Annotated in this window: 11 protein-coding genes and 1 tRNA gene; 3 read left to right on the top strand and 9 right to left on the bottom strand. The window is 70.2% G+C overall.

From position 1 onward, the window contains the following. Positions 1-7: 7 nt before the first annotated feature. Positions 8-1,093: an ABC transporter ATP-binding protein gene (locus tag ADL15_RS34960; protein ID WP_067700200.1), complete on the bottom strand. Its 1,086-nt coding sequence runs from the start codon at positions 1,091-1,093 to the stop codon at positions 8-10. A 136-nt stretch (positions 1,094-1,229) separates the two neighbouring features. Here ADL15_RS34960 and ADL15_RS34955 point away from each other — a divergent pair. Continuing rightward, positions 1,230-1,303, top strand: a tRNA-Thr gene (locus ADL15_RS34955). A 220-nt stretch (positions 1,304-1,523) separates the two neighbouring features. On the opposite strand, the gene rlmB is transcribed toward ADL15_RS34955, so the two are convergent. The 5 genes from rlmB to ADL15_RS34930 all read right to left on the bottom strand — a co-directional run bounded on the left by rlmB (position 1,524) and on the right by ADL15_RS34930 (position 10,190). Then, positions 1,524-2,651: a 23S rRNA (guanosine(2251)-2'-O)-methyltransferase RlmB gene (gene rlmB / locus ADL15_RS34950; protein WP_067700197.1), complete on the bottom strand. Its 1,128-nt coding sequence runs from the start codon at positions 2,649-2,651 to the stop codon at positions 1,524-1,526. After that, positions 2,651-4,066: a cysteine--tRNA ligase gene (gene cysS / locus ADL15_RS34945; protein ID WP_067700194.1), complete on the bottom strand. Its 1,416-nt coding sequence runs from the start codon at positions 4,064-4,066 to the stop codon at positions 2,651-2,653. Before cysS ends, rlmB begins: the two co-directional genes overlap by 1 nt. A 70-nt stretch (positions 4,067-4,136) precedes the next feature. Continuing rightward, positions 4,137-5,789 (bottom strand): S8 family serine peptidase, encoded by a 1,653-nt coding sequence (locus ADL15_RS34940; protein WP_067700191.1) that lies wholly within the window; start codon positions 5,787-5,789, stop codon positions 4,137-4,139. An 80-nt stretch (positions 5,790-5,869) separates the two neighbouring features. Continuing rightward, positions 5,870-7,267: a class II fumarate hydratase gene (locus tag ADL15_RS34935; protein ID WP_083972171.1), complete on the bottom strand. Its 1,398-nt coding sequence runs from the start codon at positions 7,265-7,267 to the stop codon at positions 5,870-5,872. Positions 7,268-7,325: 58 nt separating this feature from the next. Continuing rightward, positions 7,326-10,190 carry an AfsR/SARP family transcriptional regulator gene (locus ADL15_RS34930; RefSeq protein ID WP_232344742.1) on the bottom strand — a complete coding sequence of 955 codons (2,865 nt, stop codon included), beginning with the start codon at positions 10,188-10,190 and terminating at the stop codon, positions 7,326-7,328. Positions 10,191-10,550: 360 nt separating this feature from the next. Between ADL15_RS34930 and ADL15_RS34925 the strand changes: the two genes are divergently transcribed. After that, the gene (locus ADL15_RS34925; RefSeq protein ID WP_067700185.1) at positions 10,551-11,054 is read left to right on the top strand and encodes a hypothetical protein; all 504 of its coding nucleotides are present in this window, start codon (positions 10,551-10,553) and stop codon (positions 11,052-11,054) included. A gap of 36 nt (positions 11,055-11,090) precedes the next feature. Here the strand turns inward: ADL15_RS34925 and ADL15_RS34920 are convergent, their stop codons facing one another. The 3 genes from ADL15_RS34920 to ADL15_RS34910 all read right to left on the bottom strand — a co-directional run bounded on the left by ADL15_RS34920 (position 11,091) and on the right by ADL15_RS34910 (position 14,664). Next, on the bottom strand, positions 11,091-12,764 hold the full coding sequence (locus ADL15_RS34920; protein WP_067700270.1) for a fumarate hydratase: 1,674 nt from the start codon (positions 12,762-12,764) through the stop codon (positions 11,091-11,093). Between the two features lie 71 nt (positions 12,765-12,835). Further along, positions 12,836-14,116, bottom strand: coding sequence for a PQQ-binding-like beta-propeller repeat protein (locus ADL15_RS34915; RefSeq protein ID WP_067700182.1), 1,281 nt, complete (start codon positions 14,114-14,116; stop codon positions 12,836-12,838). Between the two features lie 62 nt (positions 14,117-14,178). After that, positions 14,179-14,664, bottom strand: coding sequence for an Lrp/AsnC family transcriptional regulator (locus tag ADL15_RS34910; RefSeq protein ID WP_067700179.1), 486 nt, complete (start codon positions 14,662-14,664; stop codon positions 14,179-14,181). Positions 14,665-14,798: 134 nt separating this feature from the next. Here ADL15_RS34910 and hppD point away from each other — a divergent pair, with 134 nt between their 5' ends. Beyond that, positions 14,799-15,917 carry a 4-hydroxyphenylpyruvate dioxygenase gene (gene hppD / locus ADL15_RS34905; RefSeq protein WP_157441799.1) on the top strand — a complete coding sequence of 373 codons (1,119 nt, stop codon included), beginning with the start codon at positions 14,799-14,801 and terminating at the stop codon, positions 15,915-15,917. The last annotated feature ends 30 nt before the right edge of the window (positions 15,918-15,947 follow it).

Below are 15,947 nucleotides of genomic sequence, written 5' to 3'. Positions count from 1 at the left end.
CGTCGCGTCAGATCCGGGCGCCGCTGGTGGCGTGGAAGACGTGGATCGCGTCGGTGTTCGGCTTGATGTAGATGGTCTCGCCCATGTGCGGCATGTAGCGACGCTCGGTGCGCACCACGAACCGCTCCGAGTCGCCCGAGAGGTCCGAGTGGCCGTAGACGTTCGCGTCCGAACCGAGGTCCTCGACCAGGTCCACCTTGATCGGCAGAGCCTCGGCCGACTCGGTCACGACGGTCGCGGCCTCCGGACGGAAACCGATGGTGACCTTGCCGTCGCCGTTCTGCGCCGCCGCGACCTGCTCACGGGTCAGCGGCACCGCCAGCGCGCCGAACGTGGCACCGGCCTCGGTCAGCGGCACGGTCTTGATGTTCATGGCGGGGGAGCCCATGAAACCGGCCACGAAGACGTTGCCGGGGGTGTCGTAGAGCGCCCGCGGGGTGTCCACCTGCTGCAGCACGCCGTCGAGCATGACCGCGACCCGGTGACCCATGGTCATGGCCTCGACCTGGTCGTGGGTGACATACACGGTCGTGACGCCGAGCTTGGCCTGCAGCGTGGCGATCTGCGAACGGGTCTGCACCCGCAGCTTCGCGTCGAGGTTCGACAGCGGCTCATCCATGAGGAAGACCTGCGGCTGACGGACGATCGCGCGACCCATGGCGACACGCTGACGCTGACCACCGGAGAGCGCCTTCGGCTTGCGGGAGAGGTACTCCTCCAGCTGCAGCAGGCCGGCGGCCTCCTTGACGGCCCGGTCGATCTCCGCCTTCGGGGTCTTGCGCAGCTTCAGGGCGAACGCCATGTTCTCGTACACCGTCATGTGCGGGTACAGCGCGTAGTTCTGGAACACCATCGCGATGTCACGGGACTTCGGCGGGAGGTGCGTGACGTCCTTGTCGTTGATCAGGATCTGACCGCGGTCGACATCTTCCAGACCGGCGAGCATGCGCAGGCTGGTGGACTTGCCACAACCGGAGGGGCCGACCAGGACGAGGAACTCGCCATCGCCGATCTCGAGGTTCAGCTCGTTGACCGCGGGCCGCTCAGAGCCCGGGTAGATCCGGGAGGCTTTCGAGTACGTGACGGTAGCCATGGTGAATCGACTTCCTTTCCACCGGCAGGAACGTGCCGGACGATCCGAGTAGAAGGAACAGCCCCGCCACCGTATTTGTTTTTACCCGACCTGCCAAGATGGCGACCACAGATCAGGACGTTATGCTGAGGCCCGCGCCCCTGTAGCTCAGATGGCTAGAGCACCCGTCTTGTAAACGGGAGGTCGTCGGTTCGATCCCGACCGGGGGCTCAAGGGCGGGGTGCCCTGTCCGCATAAGGCGCGGACCTGGGCATCTCGCATGCTAACCCGGGGGGCCGAGCCCCCCGGACCCCCGCGTTACGGTGGTTGCAGCCGTGGGTCGGTCGCGGCGAGCACCCGTCTATTGCGGGGAGTATGCCCGCGGCAAAAACCGACGAAAACGTAGGCGGACGCTCCTAATCTGGAGCGTCCGCCTACGTTTTTCGTGCTTTTAGCTGGTGAGGCGGCGGCGGGAGACTTCGGCCAGGGTTACTGCGGCGGCGACGCTGGCGTTGAGGGACTCGACGTCGGAGTGCATGGGGATGCTGACCCGGAGGTCGCAGGTTTCGCCGACCAGGCGGGACATTCCCCGGCCCTCGGAGCCGACCACGACGATCAGGGGGCCGATCGCGGCTTCCAGCGAATACAGGTCGGTTTCGCCGTCGGCGTCCAGGCCGATGGCGGTGAAGCCGGCCTTCTGGGCTTCCTTGATCGCGCGGGTCAGGTTGACGACCTGGGAGACCGGGACACGGGCGGCCGCGCCGGCGCTGGTGCGCCAGGCGGTCGCGGTGATGCCGGCGGCGCGGCGCTCGGTCATGAAGACGCCGTGGCCACCGAACGCGGCCACCGAGCGGATCACCGCGCCGACGTTGCGCGGGTCGGTGATGCCGTCCAGCGCGACGAGCAGCGGAGCGGTCTGCTCCAGGGCCGCGGCGATCAGGTCGTCGAAGTTCTCGTACGCGAACGGCGGCACCTGCAGGCCGACGCCCTGGTGCAGCACCCCGCCGGTCATCCGGTCCAGCTCGTTGCGGCCGATCTCGAGGATCGGGATGCCGCGGTCGCCGGCGGTACGGACGATCTCGGTGATCCGGTCGTCGATGTCGATGCCCTGCGCGATGTAGAGCGCCGTGGCCGGGATCAGCGCGCGCAGCGCCTCGACCACCGGGTTGCGGCCGAGCAGCAGCTCGGGACCTTCCTTGGTCGGGTTGGACCGGCGGCCCGGTGCGACCCGGGGACCGCGCGGACCGGCCGCCCGGCCGCCGCCACCACGGACCGTGGGACGGCTGACGCCGGCGCCACGGCCGCCGCCACGACCCCAGGTGGTGTCCTTCGAACCGGGGAGGCCGATCTTGGGCGCGCGGCCCTCGGACGCCGCCGCCTGGCGTTCCTTGTTCTGCTTGCGGGCGGTCTTCTCGGGCAGCTTCTCGGTGCCCGAGTAGCCCTTGTGCCAGGGGCGCTCGTCGGCCGGCAGGGTCTTGCCCCGGCCCTTGAGGCTGGCCCGGTTCTTGCCGCCCGAACCGCCGGCGGCACCCTTCTTCGAGGTGGACCGCTTGCTCGCGTTGAATGAATTACCCGGCATCAGTGCTGCTCTCCTACCGTCCATCGCGGCCCGGCCGGAGTGTCCTCCACCTGAATACCCGCGTTCTTGAGCTGGTCGCGCACCTGGTCGGCGGCCGCCCAGTCCTTCCGTGCACGGGCCTGCGCCCGTTGTTCCAGAGCCAGGGCGACGAGTCCGTCGACCACCGGCTTCAAGTCGTTGCCACCCTCGACGCCGCCCCAGAAGGGATCCAGCGGGTCGAGGCCGAGCACGCCCAGCATGGCCCGGACCGCGGTCAGCGCGCCACGGATGGCCGGCTCGTCCCCGGCGGCCAGAGCGGTGTTGCCCTCCCGGATCGTGTCGTGCACGATCGCGAGCGCCGCCGAGGTGTTCAAGTCGTCGTTCATCGCCTCGGCGAACGCCGGCGGCACCGCCTTGGGCCGGCCCTTGCCGACCACCTCGGCCGCGCGGTGCACGAAGCCCTCGATCCGCTTGTACGCCACGGCGGCCTCGCGCAGCGCGTCGTCGGTGTAGTCGATCCGCGAACGGTAGTGCGGGCTGCCCAGGTAATAGCGCAGCTCGACCGGGCGGATCCCGGCCTCCACCAGCGACGGCAGGTCGATCACGTTGCCCAGCGACTTGCTCATCTTGGAGTCACCCAGGTTGAGCAGCGCGTGATGCACCCAGAACCGGGAGAAGCCGAGCCCGGCCGCCTTGGACTGGGCGACCTCGTTCTCGTGGTGCGGGAAGGTCAGGTCGAGGCCGCCGCCGTGGATGTCGAACTCGTCACCCAGGTAGCGCCGGGCCATCGCGGAGCACTCGATGTGCCAGCCGGGACGGCCCCGGCCCCACGGGGACGGCCAGTACGCGTCCTGCGGCTCGTCGGCCTTGACGCCCTTCCACAGGGCGAAGTCACGGGCGTCGCGCTTGTCCCGCTCCGGGGCGTCGCCGGCCGACCGCATGTCGTCCGGCTTCTGGCCGGAGAGCGCGCCGTACGCCGCATACGACCGCACGTCGAAGTAGACGTCGCCGTTGCCGGACGCGGCCGCGTACGCATGACCGCGCTCGATCAGCGACGTGATCATGTCGTGCATCTCGGTGATGTGCCCGGTGGCCAGCGGCTCGTAGGTGGGCGGCAGCACGTTGAGGGTGCGGTAGTCGCGCTCCAGCAGCAGGCGGTTCTCGTAGGCGATCGCCCAGTACGGCCGGTGCTGCTCCAGCGACTTCTGCAGGATCTTGTCGTCCACGTCGGTGACGTTCCGGACGAAGGTCACCTCGAGCCCGGAGTGCAGCAGCCAACGGCGTAACACGTCGTAATTGACCGCGGACCGAAGGTGACCGATATGTGGGGAAGACTGCACGGTGACCCCACACAGGTAGATCCCCGCCTGACCGGGGGTCATCGGGACGAAGTCCCGGACCGATCGGGTCGCGGTGTCGTACAAGCGCAGAGTCACCGTACAAGGGTACCGACCGATGCGATCGGATTACCGCCCCGCCCGTACGACACGGACGGGGCGGTACCACTCAGCGTCCGCCGACCGCCGCGTACGCGTCGACAACGCCGTATCCGTAGAACCCGTTGAAGTTCTTTCCGCCCTCACAGAGCGCGTCGAACTCGGCCGAGCGGCCCTCGTTCGTGTAGCTCTGCAGGCGCGGCGTCGGGCAGGACTTCTCGTCGGCAGTGCGGTACAGGATCTGCTCGACCAGCGACGGCAGCAGCGTCTTGCCGCCCCGCTTGAAGTCCGGCACGCCGTACCGGCTGACGATCAGGGCGCCGACCCCGGCCGCGTGCGGCGAGGCCATCGAGGTGCCCTGCAGGTACGTGTAGTAGCCGCACTTGCCGGCCTTGGTGCAGTCCTTCAGCACCGACGCCTGACCGGCCGTGGTGATCTCGCCGGCCGCGTCGACGAGGCCCTCTTCCTGCAGCACCTTGAGCGGGTAGCTGGAGAGGATCTCGTTGCCCACGGTCTGGAACGTGTCGGTGCCGAAGCCGTCGCGGTACCAGCCGCCCGGCGCCGAGACCGAGATCTGCTCGGTGCCGTAGTTGGAGAAGTCCGACTTCTTGCCGGACGGGCCGAGCGAGGAGACCCCGATCACGTGCGGGCCCTCGACCGGCAGGTCCCAGCAGGACGCGTTGTCGACCGGGCGGTCGTACGGGTCGCTGCCGTAGTCCGGGCTGGAGATGTCGGTGCGCGGCTTGCCCAGGTCCTCGTGGTTGTTGCCGAGCGCGCCGAAGAGCGTGACGCCCTTGGCGTGCGCGTAGTTGAGGGCCCGCTTCATGCCGGTGATGATCGCCCGCTGCTCGGCCTGGTCCTCGGCGCTGTCCGCCGGGTTGGCCGTGCAGTTGTAGAGCCACGGGTCGACGTAGAACGACATGTTGACCACGTCGATGCCCTTGTCACCGGCGTAGGTCAGCGCGTTGACCACCGGGTCGAGGAAGAAGTAGCCGGAGTCCTGGCCACCCTTGAGCTCGACCAGGGAGACGTTCGGCGCGACACCGGAGACGCCGGAGCCGTTCAGCGCGGCGCCGATCGTGCCGGCCACGTGGGTGCCGTGCCCGCCGTCGTCGGTGCCGATCGGGTCGAGGCAGCCCGCCACCTCGCACTCGCCGTCGATGGCGGCGATGTCCGGGGCGAAGTTGCGCGACAGCTTGGTGCTGAAGTTCGCCGCGAGGTCCGGGTTCGACGCGTCCAGGCCGGTGTCCAGGACGCCGACCGTGACGCCCTTGTCACCCTTCTCGATCTTGCGAGCCTTGTCGGCCTTGACCATGGCCAGGCCCCAGAGCTTGTCGTCCAGCGGGTCGGCCTTGGCCGGGCCGTGGCCCTTGCCGCCGCGCGACTTCAGGTTGGACTCGACCTTCTCGATGCCGTTCGGCGCGTGGCCGATGGCCTTGCGCTCGCTCGCCCCGATCAGCGCGGGGGACGCGGTGGCCTTGCTGTCGAACTTGGCGTCGGTCGACGTCACGCGGTAGACGCCGACGGCGTCGTTACCGCTCACGACGGTGCCACCGGCGGCCTTGATCGCGGCTACCGCGGCGGTCGCGGAGACCCCGTCCGCGGCCACGACCGTGTAATCGACCGCGGCCGTCGGTTCCGCAACGGCGGAACCGGGGACAGCGGTCAGGAACGCCAGACCCGTCAAGGTGATGACGGCTCCGACGGTGAGGCGTCTTCTCATGGAATGCGCTCCTCCTGAGAGTTGGTTCCCCGCATCCCATCGGCAAAGATCGTTCGGCGCAAGGTCAGAGACTGTCTATTTCACGGCCTTGTCATCTTCAGAACATCGAGCGCCTCGTCGAGCTGTGCCTCGGTTAAGGTGCCCGCGCTCACGTGCCCTCGCTCGATCACCACCTCCCGGATCGTACGACCGGTGGCCAGCGCCTGCTTGGCGATCGCGGCGGCCTCGTCGTAGCCGAGGACCCGGTTGAGCGGGGTGACGATCGACGGGGAGCCCTCGGCGTACCCGCGGGCGATCTCCTCGTTCGCCTCCAGCCCGGCCACGCAGCGGTCGGCGAACTGGTGCGCGACGGCGGCCAGCAGCCGGATGGACTCCAGCAGGTTGCGGGCCATCACCGGGAGCATCACGTTCAGCTCGAAGTCGCCCTGGGTGCCGGCGAAGGCCACCGTCGCGTCGTTGCCGATCACCTGGGCGCAGACCTGCCGGACCGCCTCGGGCACCACCGGGTTCACCTTGCCCGGCATGATCGACGAACCCGGCTGCAGGTCGGGCAGCCGCAGCTCGCGCAGCCCGGCCCGGGGCCCGGAGCCCATCCAGCGGATGTCGTTGGCGATCTTGTAGAGGCCGACGGCCACCACCCGGAGCTGGCCGGACGCCTCGACCAGCGCGTCCCGGGCGCCCTGCGCCTCGAAGTGGTCGCGGGCCTCGGTCAGCGGCAGGCCGGTCTCCTCGGCCAGCAGCGTGATCACCGCGGGCGCGAACCCGGGCGGGGTGTTCACCCCGGTGCCCACCGCGGTCCCGCCGAGCGGCAGCTCGCCGAGCCGGGGCAGGGTGGCCCGCAGCCGCTCGACGCCGTTGCCGACCTGCTGGGCATAGCCGGAGAACTCCTGGCCCAGGGTGACCGGGGTGGCGTCCATCAGGTGGGTACGGCCGCTCTTCACCACGCCGGACCAGGCCTGCGACTTCGCCCGCAGGGTGCCGGCCAGGTGCTCCAGGGCCGGGATCAGGTCGGCGCTGATCGCGTCGGTGGCGGCCAGGTGGATCGAGGACGGGAACACGTCGTTGCTGGACTGGGACGCGTTCACGTGGTCGTTCGGGTGCACCGGCCGGTCCAGGGCGCGCGACGCCAGGGTGGCGATCACCTCGTTGGCGTTCATGTTCGACGAGGTGCCCGAGCCGGTCTGGAAGACGTCCACCGGGAACTGGTCGTCGTATCCGCCGCCGGCGACCTGCCCGGCCGCCGCCGCGATCGCCTCGGCCAGGTCCTTGTCCAGCACGCCGAGGTCGGCGTTGGCCCGCGCCGCGGCGCCCTTGATCCGGGCCAGCGCCCGGATGTGCACCGGCTCCAGGCCGCGGCCGGAGATCGGGAAGTTCTCCACGGCGCGCTGGGTCTGTGCCCGCCACAGGGCGTCCGCGGGAACCCGCACCTCGCCCATCGTGTCGCGTTCGATCCGGAAGCCACTCTGCTCAGTCGTCACCGGACAATCCTCTCTCGCCCGCCCCGGACGATCTCGTGATCCACGAGACAGAACCAGGTCATCCGGCCGGGTTCTCCGCGGCCGCGAACTGCTCCGGGATGCCCATCCGGTCGAAGAGCTCCCGGGCCCGCGCGCGCAGGCGCTCGGCCTCCGGGTCACCGTGGTCCAGGCAGGCGGCCAGACCGGCCTGGACCCGGGCGATCGAGTACAGGTTCCGGCTGACCCGGGCCACCCGGAGCGAGTGCTCCAGCAACACCCGCGCCTCGGCCCGGTCGCCGCGCCGGAGCAGGGTGACGGCGTATTCGTAGCGGAACTCCGCCTCGTTGCGCGCGTCGCTCACCAGGCGGGCGCCCTCCACAGCCCGGCGGTGCTCGACGATCGCCTCGGCATAGCGTTTCTCGTCGCGCAGCAGCCGCGCCCGATCGTGGTAGGTGTCCGCCTGGATCGCCCGGTGCCCGGCCCGGCGCGCCAGCCGGTAGGCCGCGTCGATGTACCGGTGCGCGGCGGCCGAGGCGAGGTCGCCGCTGCGGTACCGGAACCGCTGCACCATCAGCAGTGCCGCGGCGACCTGCCCCTCGTCGCGGAGCTCGATCGCCTCGAACAGCCGGCGACGGGTGCTGTGCACCGCCTCCGCGGGCCGTCCCAGCACGTAGAGGATGTCGGCGAGCATGGCCAGTTGCAGCCCCGCGGCGCCCCGGGTCCGGCCCTGGATCCGGATCCGGAACGCTTCCCGCATCGTCGCCAGGGCCTCGGCGAGCCGGCCCTGGTCCAGCTGGATGCTGCCCATGTTGGAAAACGCGCTGCCGAGCCCATCCAGCTGGCCCAGCTCGGCACGCAGCCGGATGGACAGGCGCAGGCACTCCTCGGCCTTGTCGATCCGGCCGGACTTGCTGTAGGCCGAGGCGAGGTAGTTCGCGGTGGTCGCGATCGCGGCCCGGTCGCCGAGGGACTCGGCCGCGGCCATGGCGGCCAGGTGCAGTGCGGCGACGTCGCCGATGTAGCCACGGAAATACAGCAGATTCCAGGCGGCCCGGGGGATCTTCCAGGCGTAGTCGGCCCGGCCCGCAGCCTTCGCGGCGTCGACAAAAGCGGCCAGATTCGGGCGCTCCCGCTCCAGTCGGGCGACCGGATCCTCGACGGTCAGGTCCGGGCGGGCCGGCACCGGCGACCGCAGGTCCCGCCAGAGGACCTCCCGGGAGGTCGAGGAGTTCGCGGCCGCCGCGGCGTGCATCTGGAAGTCGAAGAGCCCGGTCAGCGCGGCGGTCCGCTCGGACTCGGGCAGCTCGGCGGCGAGCATCCCGGCGTACTCGCGCATCAGGTCGTGCAGCCGGTAGACGCCCGGCTCCCGCTCCTCGACCAGGTTCACGTCGACCAGGTCCTCGAGCATCTCCGCCGCGGTGCCGTGGGCCAGATCGGTCAGCGCGGCCACCGCGAGCGCGTCGAAATCCGCACCCGGATAGACCCCGAGCAGCCGGAACACCCGCCGCAACGGCTCCGGCAGCTGCCGGTACGTCAACGTGAACGCCCCGGTCACCGTCCGGTCCTCGGCGACCAACTCGGGCAGCGCCGCCTCACTCAGCCGATGCAGCAGGTCGGACACCCGCCACCGGGGCCGGTGCGCGAGCCGCGCCCCGGCCAGCCGGATGGCCAGCGGCAGCAGCCCGCAGCGCCGGACCACCTCGGCAGCGGCTTCCGGCTCGGCCCGCACCCGATCACCGGCGATCTGCGCGAGCAGAGCCACCGCCTCGGCCGGCGACAGCACCGGCAGCGACTCGACCCGCACCCCGTCCAGGCCGGCCAGCCGCCGGCGGCTGGTGACCAGCGCGAGACTGCCCGGCGCGGTCGGCAACAGATCGGTGAGCTGGGCACTCGAGGCGGCGTTGTCCAGCACGACCAGCAGGCGACGGCCGGCCACCTCGGTCCGCCAGCGCGCCACCCGTTCCACCGGCTCGATCGGGATCTCCTCGGCGGTCAGACCGAGCTGCCGGAGCAGCACGAGCAGAGCCGCGGACGGCTCGACCGGGTCCCGCTCGCTGTGCCCCTGGAGATCCACGAAGAGGTGCGCATCCGGGTAGCGGTCCCCGAGCAGCCCGGCCACGTGCAGGGCCAGCGTCGTCTTGCCGCTGCCGGCCATCCCGTCGATCACCGCGACGAGCGGGCCGGTGGACCCGGCGATCTCGGCGAGCAACCTGCCGACCTGGGCGCTCCGGCCGGTGAAGTCGCCGACCGTACGCGGAAGACACCGCACCGGACCAGCGACCCGGCGGCCGGAAACGGTCTCGCCCGCAAGGATCTCCCGGTGCCGTTCCTGCAGCTCCTCGCCGGGTTCGATGCCCAGCTCGTCGGCGAGCAGCTGCCGGGCGCGGCGGAACTCGGCGAGCGCGTCGGCCTGCCGCCCCGAGCGGGCCAGCGCCAGCATCAACTGGCCGCGCAGCCGCTCCCGCAGCGGGAACCGCTCGACGAGCGCGCCCAGCTCACCGGCGAGTTCGCGTTCCCGGCCGGCGGCCAGCTCCAGCTCGGCCCAGTCCTCGACCGCGAGGGCATACCGCTCGTCCAGCACCGCGGCGGCCTGCCGGATCGCCGGGGCGTCCAGCTCGGCGCAGGCCGGACCGCGCCACAACGCCAGCGCCTGGCGCAGCGCCACCCGGTCGCCGGCCACCCGGGCCCGGTCCACCGATCGGACGAACAGCGTGGCGTCCAACTCGTCCGTTCCGACCCGGATGCCATAACCTGCCCGATCGGTGAGTATCACCCCGGGTGGGAGGATCCGTCGCAAACGCGATATACATGACTGCAACTGGCCGCGGGCGGTCACCGGCGGCGCGTCGGTCCAGAGCGCGTCGAACAGTTCGCCCGCGCCGATGATCCGGTCGGGATTCAAGAGCAGCATGGCGAGCACGACTCGGTCACGCCCAGCCGTCACAGCCACGTTCTGTCCGGCGACAGTGACGGACAGTGGCCCCAGAATGCGGTAGCGCATGGCAGCCACCCGTCCCCCCGTGCCAGCCATCGAGGTTAGCCGACACGCGAGAGTGGATCGACAGCGGAACGAGAGCGCTGTCCGGCACAGTCCCTTCTGCGCCGTTCCACCGCCGATGCTTCGCCATCGCCCCCAGAACGCGGTGGGGCGGCCACAGCTTTACATCACGGGGGCGGTCAGCCCGTCCACACGGTCACGTGTGGGCGGGCTGTTCGTATCTTGACGATCACTCTCGGTTGGACGCCGACCGAAACGGAACGTACCGTCGGGCGGAGTTTTCCCCCCGACGAAGAGGAATCACTGATGCGACCCGCCATCCTGGCCGTGCTCGCCGGCGGCGTGCTGCTGACCGGTGCCGCCTGTGAAAGCGATGCGAAGGTTTCCAGCAGCGGGACGCCGGTGACGGTCCGCACCTCGGCCACCATCCCGCCCCCGCCGGACTACTCGGCGAACACCACGAAGGTGTGCGAGCGCCTCGACAAGGTGTTCACCGGCGAGCTAGACGACTTCGGCGCCGCGATCGGCAAGATGATCGCGTACAAGGAGGCGAAGCAGGCCGACAACGCGGAGAAGGCGGAGAAGGCCGCGGCGGCGGAGTTGCGGTCGGCCGGCAGCCAGATCCGCAAGGAGACCGTCGCGGCGGAGAGCCCGGAGCTGAAGGCCGCCGGCGAGACGTCGGCGCGCAAGCTCGAGGCCAGCGCGAAGACCCGGGCGTACCTCAAAAAGATCAAGACCACCGCGGACCTGGACAAGACCCTGAAGCCGCAGCTGGCCGAGTGGTTGAGCCCGGTCTCCGGCTTCTGCTGAGCTAGCGGGCGGTCCGGAGACGGACCGCCCGGTGACTCATCGCTTGCCGATGCTCAGGATCGGTTTGGGCTTGGTGACCTCGGCGAAGAAGTCCTCGCCCTTGTCGTCGACCACGATGAAGGCCGGGAAGTCCTCCACCTCGATCTTCCAGACCGCCTCCATGCCGAGCTCCGGGAACTCGAGCACCTCGACGTGCCGGATGCAGTCCTGGGCCAGTCGCGCCGCCGGGCCGCCGATCGAGCCGAGATAGAACCCGCCGTGCTCCTTGCAGGCGTTGGTGACCTGCTGGGACCGGTTGCCCTTGGCCAGCATCACCAGCGAGCCGCCGGCCGCCTGGAACTTCTCCACGTACGAGTCCATCCGGCCGGCCGTGGTCGGCCCGAACGAGCCGGACGCGTAGCCCTCCGGGGTCTTCGCCGGGCCGGCGTAGTAGACCGCGTGGTCGCGCAGGTACTGCGGCATCGGCTCGCCGGCGTCCATCCGCTCGGCGATCTTGGCGTGCGCGATGTCCCGGGCCACCACCAGCGGGCCGGTCAGCGACAGCCGGGTCTTCACCGGGTACCGGCTCAGCTCGGCGCGGATCTCGGCCATCGGCCGGTTCAGGTCGATCTTGACGACCTGCTCCGTCTCGAGGTGGTCCTCGGTGACCTCCGGCAGGAAGCGTGCCGGGTCGGTCTCCAGCCGCTCCAGCCACACCCCGGACGGGGTGATCTTGGCGACCGCCTGGCGGTCGGCCGAGCAGGAGACCGCGATCGCCACCGGGCAGGACGCGCCGTGCCGGGGCAGCCGGATCACCCGGACGTCGTGGCAGAAGTACCGGCCGCCGAACTGCGCGCCGATCCCGAAGTCGCGGGTCAGCTCGAGCACCGCGGCCTCCAGCTCGACGTCCCGGAAGCCGTGCGCCAGCATCGAGCCCGCGGTGGGCAGGTTGTCCAGGTACTTCGCGCTGGCCAGCTTCGCCGTCTTGAGCGCGTGCTCGCCGCTGGTGCCGCCGATCACCACGGCCAGGTGGTACGGCGGGCAGGCCGACGTGCCGATCAGGCGCAGCTTCTCGTCCAGGAACTGCATCATCCGCTGCGGGTTGAGCAGCGCCTTCGTCTCCTGGTAGAGGTACGACTTGTTGGCCGAGCCGCCGCCCTTGGCCATGAAGAGGAACTTGTACGCGTCCGGCTGCCCGTTCGGGTCCTCGGCGTACAGCTCGATCTGGGCCGGCAGGTTGGAGCCGGTGTTCTTCTCGTCCCACATGGTCAGCGGCGCGAGCTGCGAGTAGCGCAGGTTCAGCCGGGTGTACGCCTGGTACACGCCGAGCGCGATGGCTTCCTCGTCGAGCCCGTCGGTCAGCACGTGCCGGCCACGCTTGCCCATCACGATCGCGGTGCCGGTGTCCTGGCACATCGGCAGCACCCCGCCGGCCGCGATGTTCGCGTTGCGCAGCAGGTCGAGCGCCACGAACCGGTCGTTCGGCGACGCCTTCGGGTCATCGATGATCGCCCGCAGCTGCGCCAGGTGCGCCGGGCGCAGGTAGTGCGCGATGTCGTGCATCGCCTCGGCGGTGAGCTGGGTCAGCGCGGATGGCTCCACGGTCAGGAATCGGCGGCCACCCGGGCCCTCGACGACATCCACACCCTCGTCCGTGACCAGGCGGTACTCAGTCAGGTCGTCGCCGGTCGGCAAGAGCGGCGAGTAGGTGAAAGCGGCGCCTCTGCTCATGAGCGGCAAGCCTAGGCCAGCGGGGCGGGGCGATGCGAACCCACCTCCCGGCACGCCCGGATGTCGGCATGTCAGCGGTACGGCAAATAGGCCATGTCCCGGCCGGAAACCAAGATCAAACCACCGGGGGCGGCGGTGAAGACCTTCGCATCAGTGCGCACATCGGCACGTATCGCCCCATTCGCCGGCGCCAGCGCTGTCACCCGTCCGGGAGAGACCACGATCACCGCGTACGGGGTGATCGCCGCGCCCGCCTTGGCCGGCCCGTTCTGCCGCCACGCCACCTTGCCCTTGCCGAACGACCAGCCCCGGATCGTGTCGCCGGCTCGGATCACCGCGTACCGGTCGTCCACCGCGAGCACCTCGGAGGTCTTGTCGCCGTACCAGAGGATCCGCCCGTCCGAGCCGCTGATCAGCTCCTGCCGGCCGTACGGGTCGACGCCGAGCAGCACGTCGTACCCGCCGGCCGGGTCGCGGTCCTGTTTGCAGTCGCTCTCCGCAGTGCGCAGGTTGAGGCCGTCCCGCTTCCACACCGTCCGGTTCCCCGGCGGCGTGGTGGCCACCACGCCGTAGTAGCAGGTGCCGTCCTTGGCCGTGCCGGTGATCGTGAGCAGCCGGCCGCCGACCACCGCGACCCGCTGGTCCGGTCCGGTCTGCACGGTCTGCACCAGGTGCCCGTTCGCGGTGTCGATCACCCGCACCCGGCCGTTGTCCGGCAACCCGATCAGGCCGGGCATCACGGCCGGCCCGGCTGCGTCGTCGTCCACGTCACCGCTGCCGAGCCGGCGGGCGTCCGGCAGGTCCGGGTTCGCGGCGTGCAGCACGAAGCCGATCCCGCCGGTCTCCACCGACCAGAGCTGAGTGCCGGCCCGCGGGTCCCAGGCGGTCAACCGGCACTGATTCCCGCCCGCGCAATGCAGATCGACAATCCCATTCTGGTACGTCCAGACCGCGCTGGCCTCGGTGTCCGCCCGGCGTACGGTCCCGGAGCGCGGGTCGAGCACCTGATAACCCTTGGTCAGCAGCCGCCCGGTGACCACCACGGCGTCGGCGCCCTGCCCGGCGAGCGCGGCCCAGTCCGCGTCGGTGCTCCACAGCTTCACCGCCGTGGTCAGGTTGTACGCCTCCACCGACGTGCGGTACTCGACGACGACGGCGTCACCGGCCACCGAGACGCTCTGCGGGGTGCCGCCGAGCCGCTGCTGCCACTGCGTGCCCGGGGCCACCGGCCCGCTCGTGCTGATCCAGTCCCAGACCTGCGGGAACGGATTCCACACTCCGGTCGAGGCCAGCACGGTGACCGTGATGGCGGCGACCAGTGTCAATCCCTTCCACGTGCCCGAGGACGCCATGCCGGAACATTAATGATCCTGATCCACTTCCGAGGCGAGCGCAGAAAGCCCGTGTCGCGGGCTTATATCCGAGTTGCCGCTTTAGTCAGGGGAACCGTCCGGTACGGGATCAGCTCGGCCAGCGCGATGATCGTGTGCGCCCGCCGGATGCCCTCGTAGCCGACGATCTTGTCGATCACCCGCTGCAGGTCGGCGTTGGAGCGGGCCACGATCCGGCACAGGATGTCGCCGCCGCCGGTGGTGGTGTGCGCCTCGAGGACCTCGGGGATCTCGGCCAGGTGGCTCGTCACCGCGTCGTGCCCGTACCGCTGGCTGATCTCCAGGGTCACGAAGCTCATCACCCCGAAGCCGATCGCGGCCGGCGACACCTCCGGCCCGAAGCCCCGGATCGCGCCCCGGGCGGTCAGCTTGTCCAGCCGGGCCTGCACCGTGCCGCGGGCCACCGCGAGCCGGCGGGACAGCTCCAGCATCCCGATCCGCGGCTCGTCGTGCAGCAGCGCGATCAGTCGTGCGTCGAGCTCGTCGAGCTGGACAGTCTGCTCAGTCATCCCCGGGCTCTCCTCTACTTATTGCACAGATTGACCAGCTGTTCGATCGACTCTTGCCCACCGCTGTGACCTGGGTCAACCTCGCCACAGGACGTGCCGCTCACGAGGCGGCCGCTGTGAACCGGAGGGACGCGATGGAACCCGAGAAGAGCCGTGCCGATGTCTTCCCCGTCAAGGGGGTCGACCACCTGCGTTTCCTGGTCGGGAACGCCCGGCAGGCCGCGCACTACTACTCCACCGCGTTCGGGATGAAGTGTGTCGCCTACCGCGGTCCCGAGCAGGGTTTCCGCGACCACGCCGAGTACGTGCTGGTCAGCGGCGGCGCCCGGTTCGTGCTGACCGGCATGGTGCACGCCGGCGCGCCCGGCGCCGAGCACGTGACCAAGCACGGCGACGGCATCTCGGACATCGCCATCGAGGTCCCGGACGTGGACGCGGCGTACCTGCACGCGACCGAGTCCGGCGCGACCGGGGTGACCGAGCCGCACGACCTCAAGGACGAGCACGGCACGGTCCGGCTCGCGTCGATCGCCACCTACGGCGACACCGTGCACACCCTGATCGACCGCTCCGGCTACGACGGCCCGTTCCTGCCCGGCTTCGTGGCCCGCGAGCCGATCGTGTCGGTCCGGCCGAAGCGCTTCTTCCAGGCCGTCGACCACGTGGTCGGCAACGTCGAGCTGGGCAAGATGGACGAGTGGGTGGAGTTCTACGCCCGGGTCATGGGCTTCACCAACATGGCCGAGTTCATCGGGGACGACATCGCCACCGACTACTCCGCACTGATGTCCAAGGTCGTCGCGGACGGCACCCGCAAGGTCAAGTTCCCGCTGAACGAGCCGGCCGTCTCGGCCCGCAAGTCGCAGATCGACGAGTACCTCGAGTTCTACGGCGGCCCCGGCGCCCAGCACGTCGCGCTGGCCACCAACGACATCCTGAACACCGTCGACGCGATGCGCGGCGCCGGCGTGGAGTTCCTCGACACTCCGGACTCGTACTACGACGACCCGGAGCTGCGGGCCCGGATCGGCAACGTGCGCGCGCCGATCGAGGAGCTGAAGCGCCGCAAGATCCTGGTCGACCGGGACGAGGACGGATACCTACTGCAGATCTTCACGAAGCCCGTGCAGGACCGGCCCACCGTATTCTTCGAGTTGATCGAGCGGCACGGCTCCCTCGGGTTCGGCAAGGGCAACTTCAAGGCGCTCTTCGAGGCCATCGAGCGGGAGCAGGAGCTGCGCGGCAACCTGTGACGCCACCACCGCGCAGGGAACCGTCAGGCA

The sequence above is a fragment of the Actinoplanes awajinensis subsp. mycoplanecinus genome (genome assembly GCF_001509495.1).
Classification (GTDB): Bacteria; Actinomycetota; Actinomycetes; order Mycobacteriales; family Micromonosporaceae; genus Actinoplanes; species Actinoplanes palleronii.
Note: the sequence above shows the minus strand (reverse complement) of the source record. Positions and strands in the feature narration are given on the sequence as shown.

What these genes read in the sequence shown, in the direction of transcription:
- ADL15_RS34960 (WP_067700200.1), bottom strand. Translation starts at nt 1,093, where the DNA reads ATGGCTACCGTCACGTACTCGAAAGCCTCCCGGATCTACCCGGGCTCT.
- rlmB (WP_067700197.1), bottom strand. Translation starts at nt 2,651, where the DNA reads ATGCCGGGTAATTCATTCAACGCGAGCAAGCGGTCCACCTCGAAGAAG.
- ADL15_RS34940 (WP_067700191.1), bottom strand. Translation starts at nt 5,789, where the DNA reads ATGAGAAGACGCCTCACCGTCGGAGCCGTCATCACCTTGACGGGTCTG.
- ADL15_RS34925 (WP_067700185.1), top strand. Translation starts at nt 10,551, where the DNA reads ATGCGACCCGCCATCCTGGCCGTGCTCGCCGGCGGCGTGCTGCTGACC.
- ADL15_RS34920 (WP_067700270.1), bottom strand. Translation starts at nt 12,764, where the DNA reads ATGAGCAGAGGCGCCGCTTTCACCTACTCGCCGCTCTTGCCGACCGGC.
- ADL15_RS34915 (WP_067700182.1), bottom strand. Translation starts at nt 14,116, where the DNA reads ATGGCGTCCTCGGGCACGTGGAAGGGATTGACACTGGTCGCCGCCATC.
- ADL15_RS34910 (WP_067700179.1), bottom strand. Translation starts at nt 14,664, where the DNA reads ATGACTGAGCAGACTGTCCAGCTCGACGAGCTCGACGCACGACTGATC.
- hppD (WP_157441799.1), top strand. Translation starts at nt 14,799, where the DNA reads ATGGAACCCGAGAAGAGCCGTGCCGATGTCTTCCCCGTCAAGGGGGTC.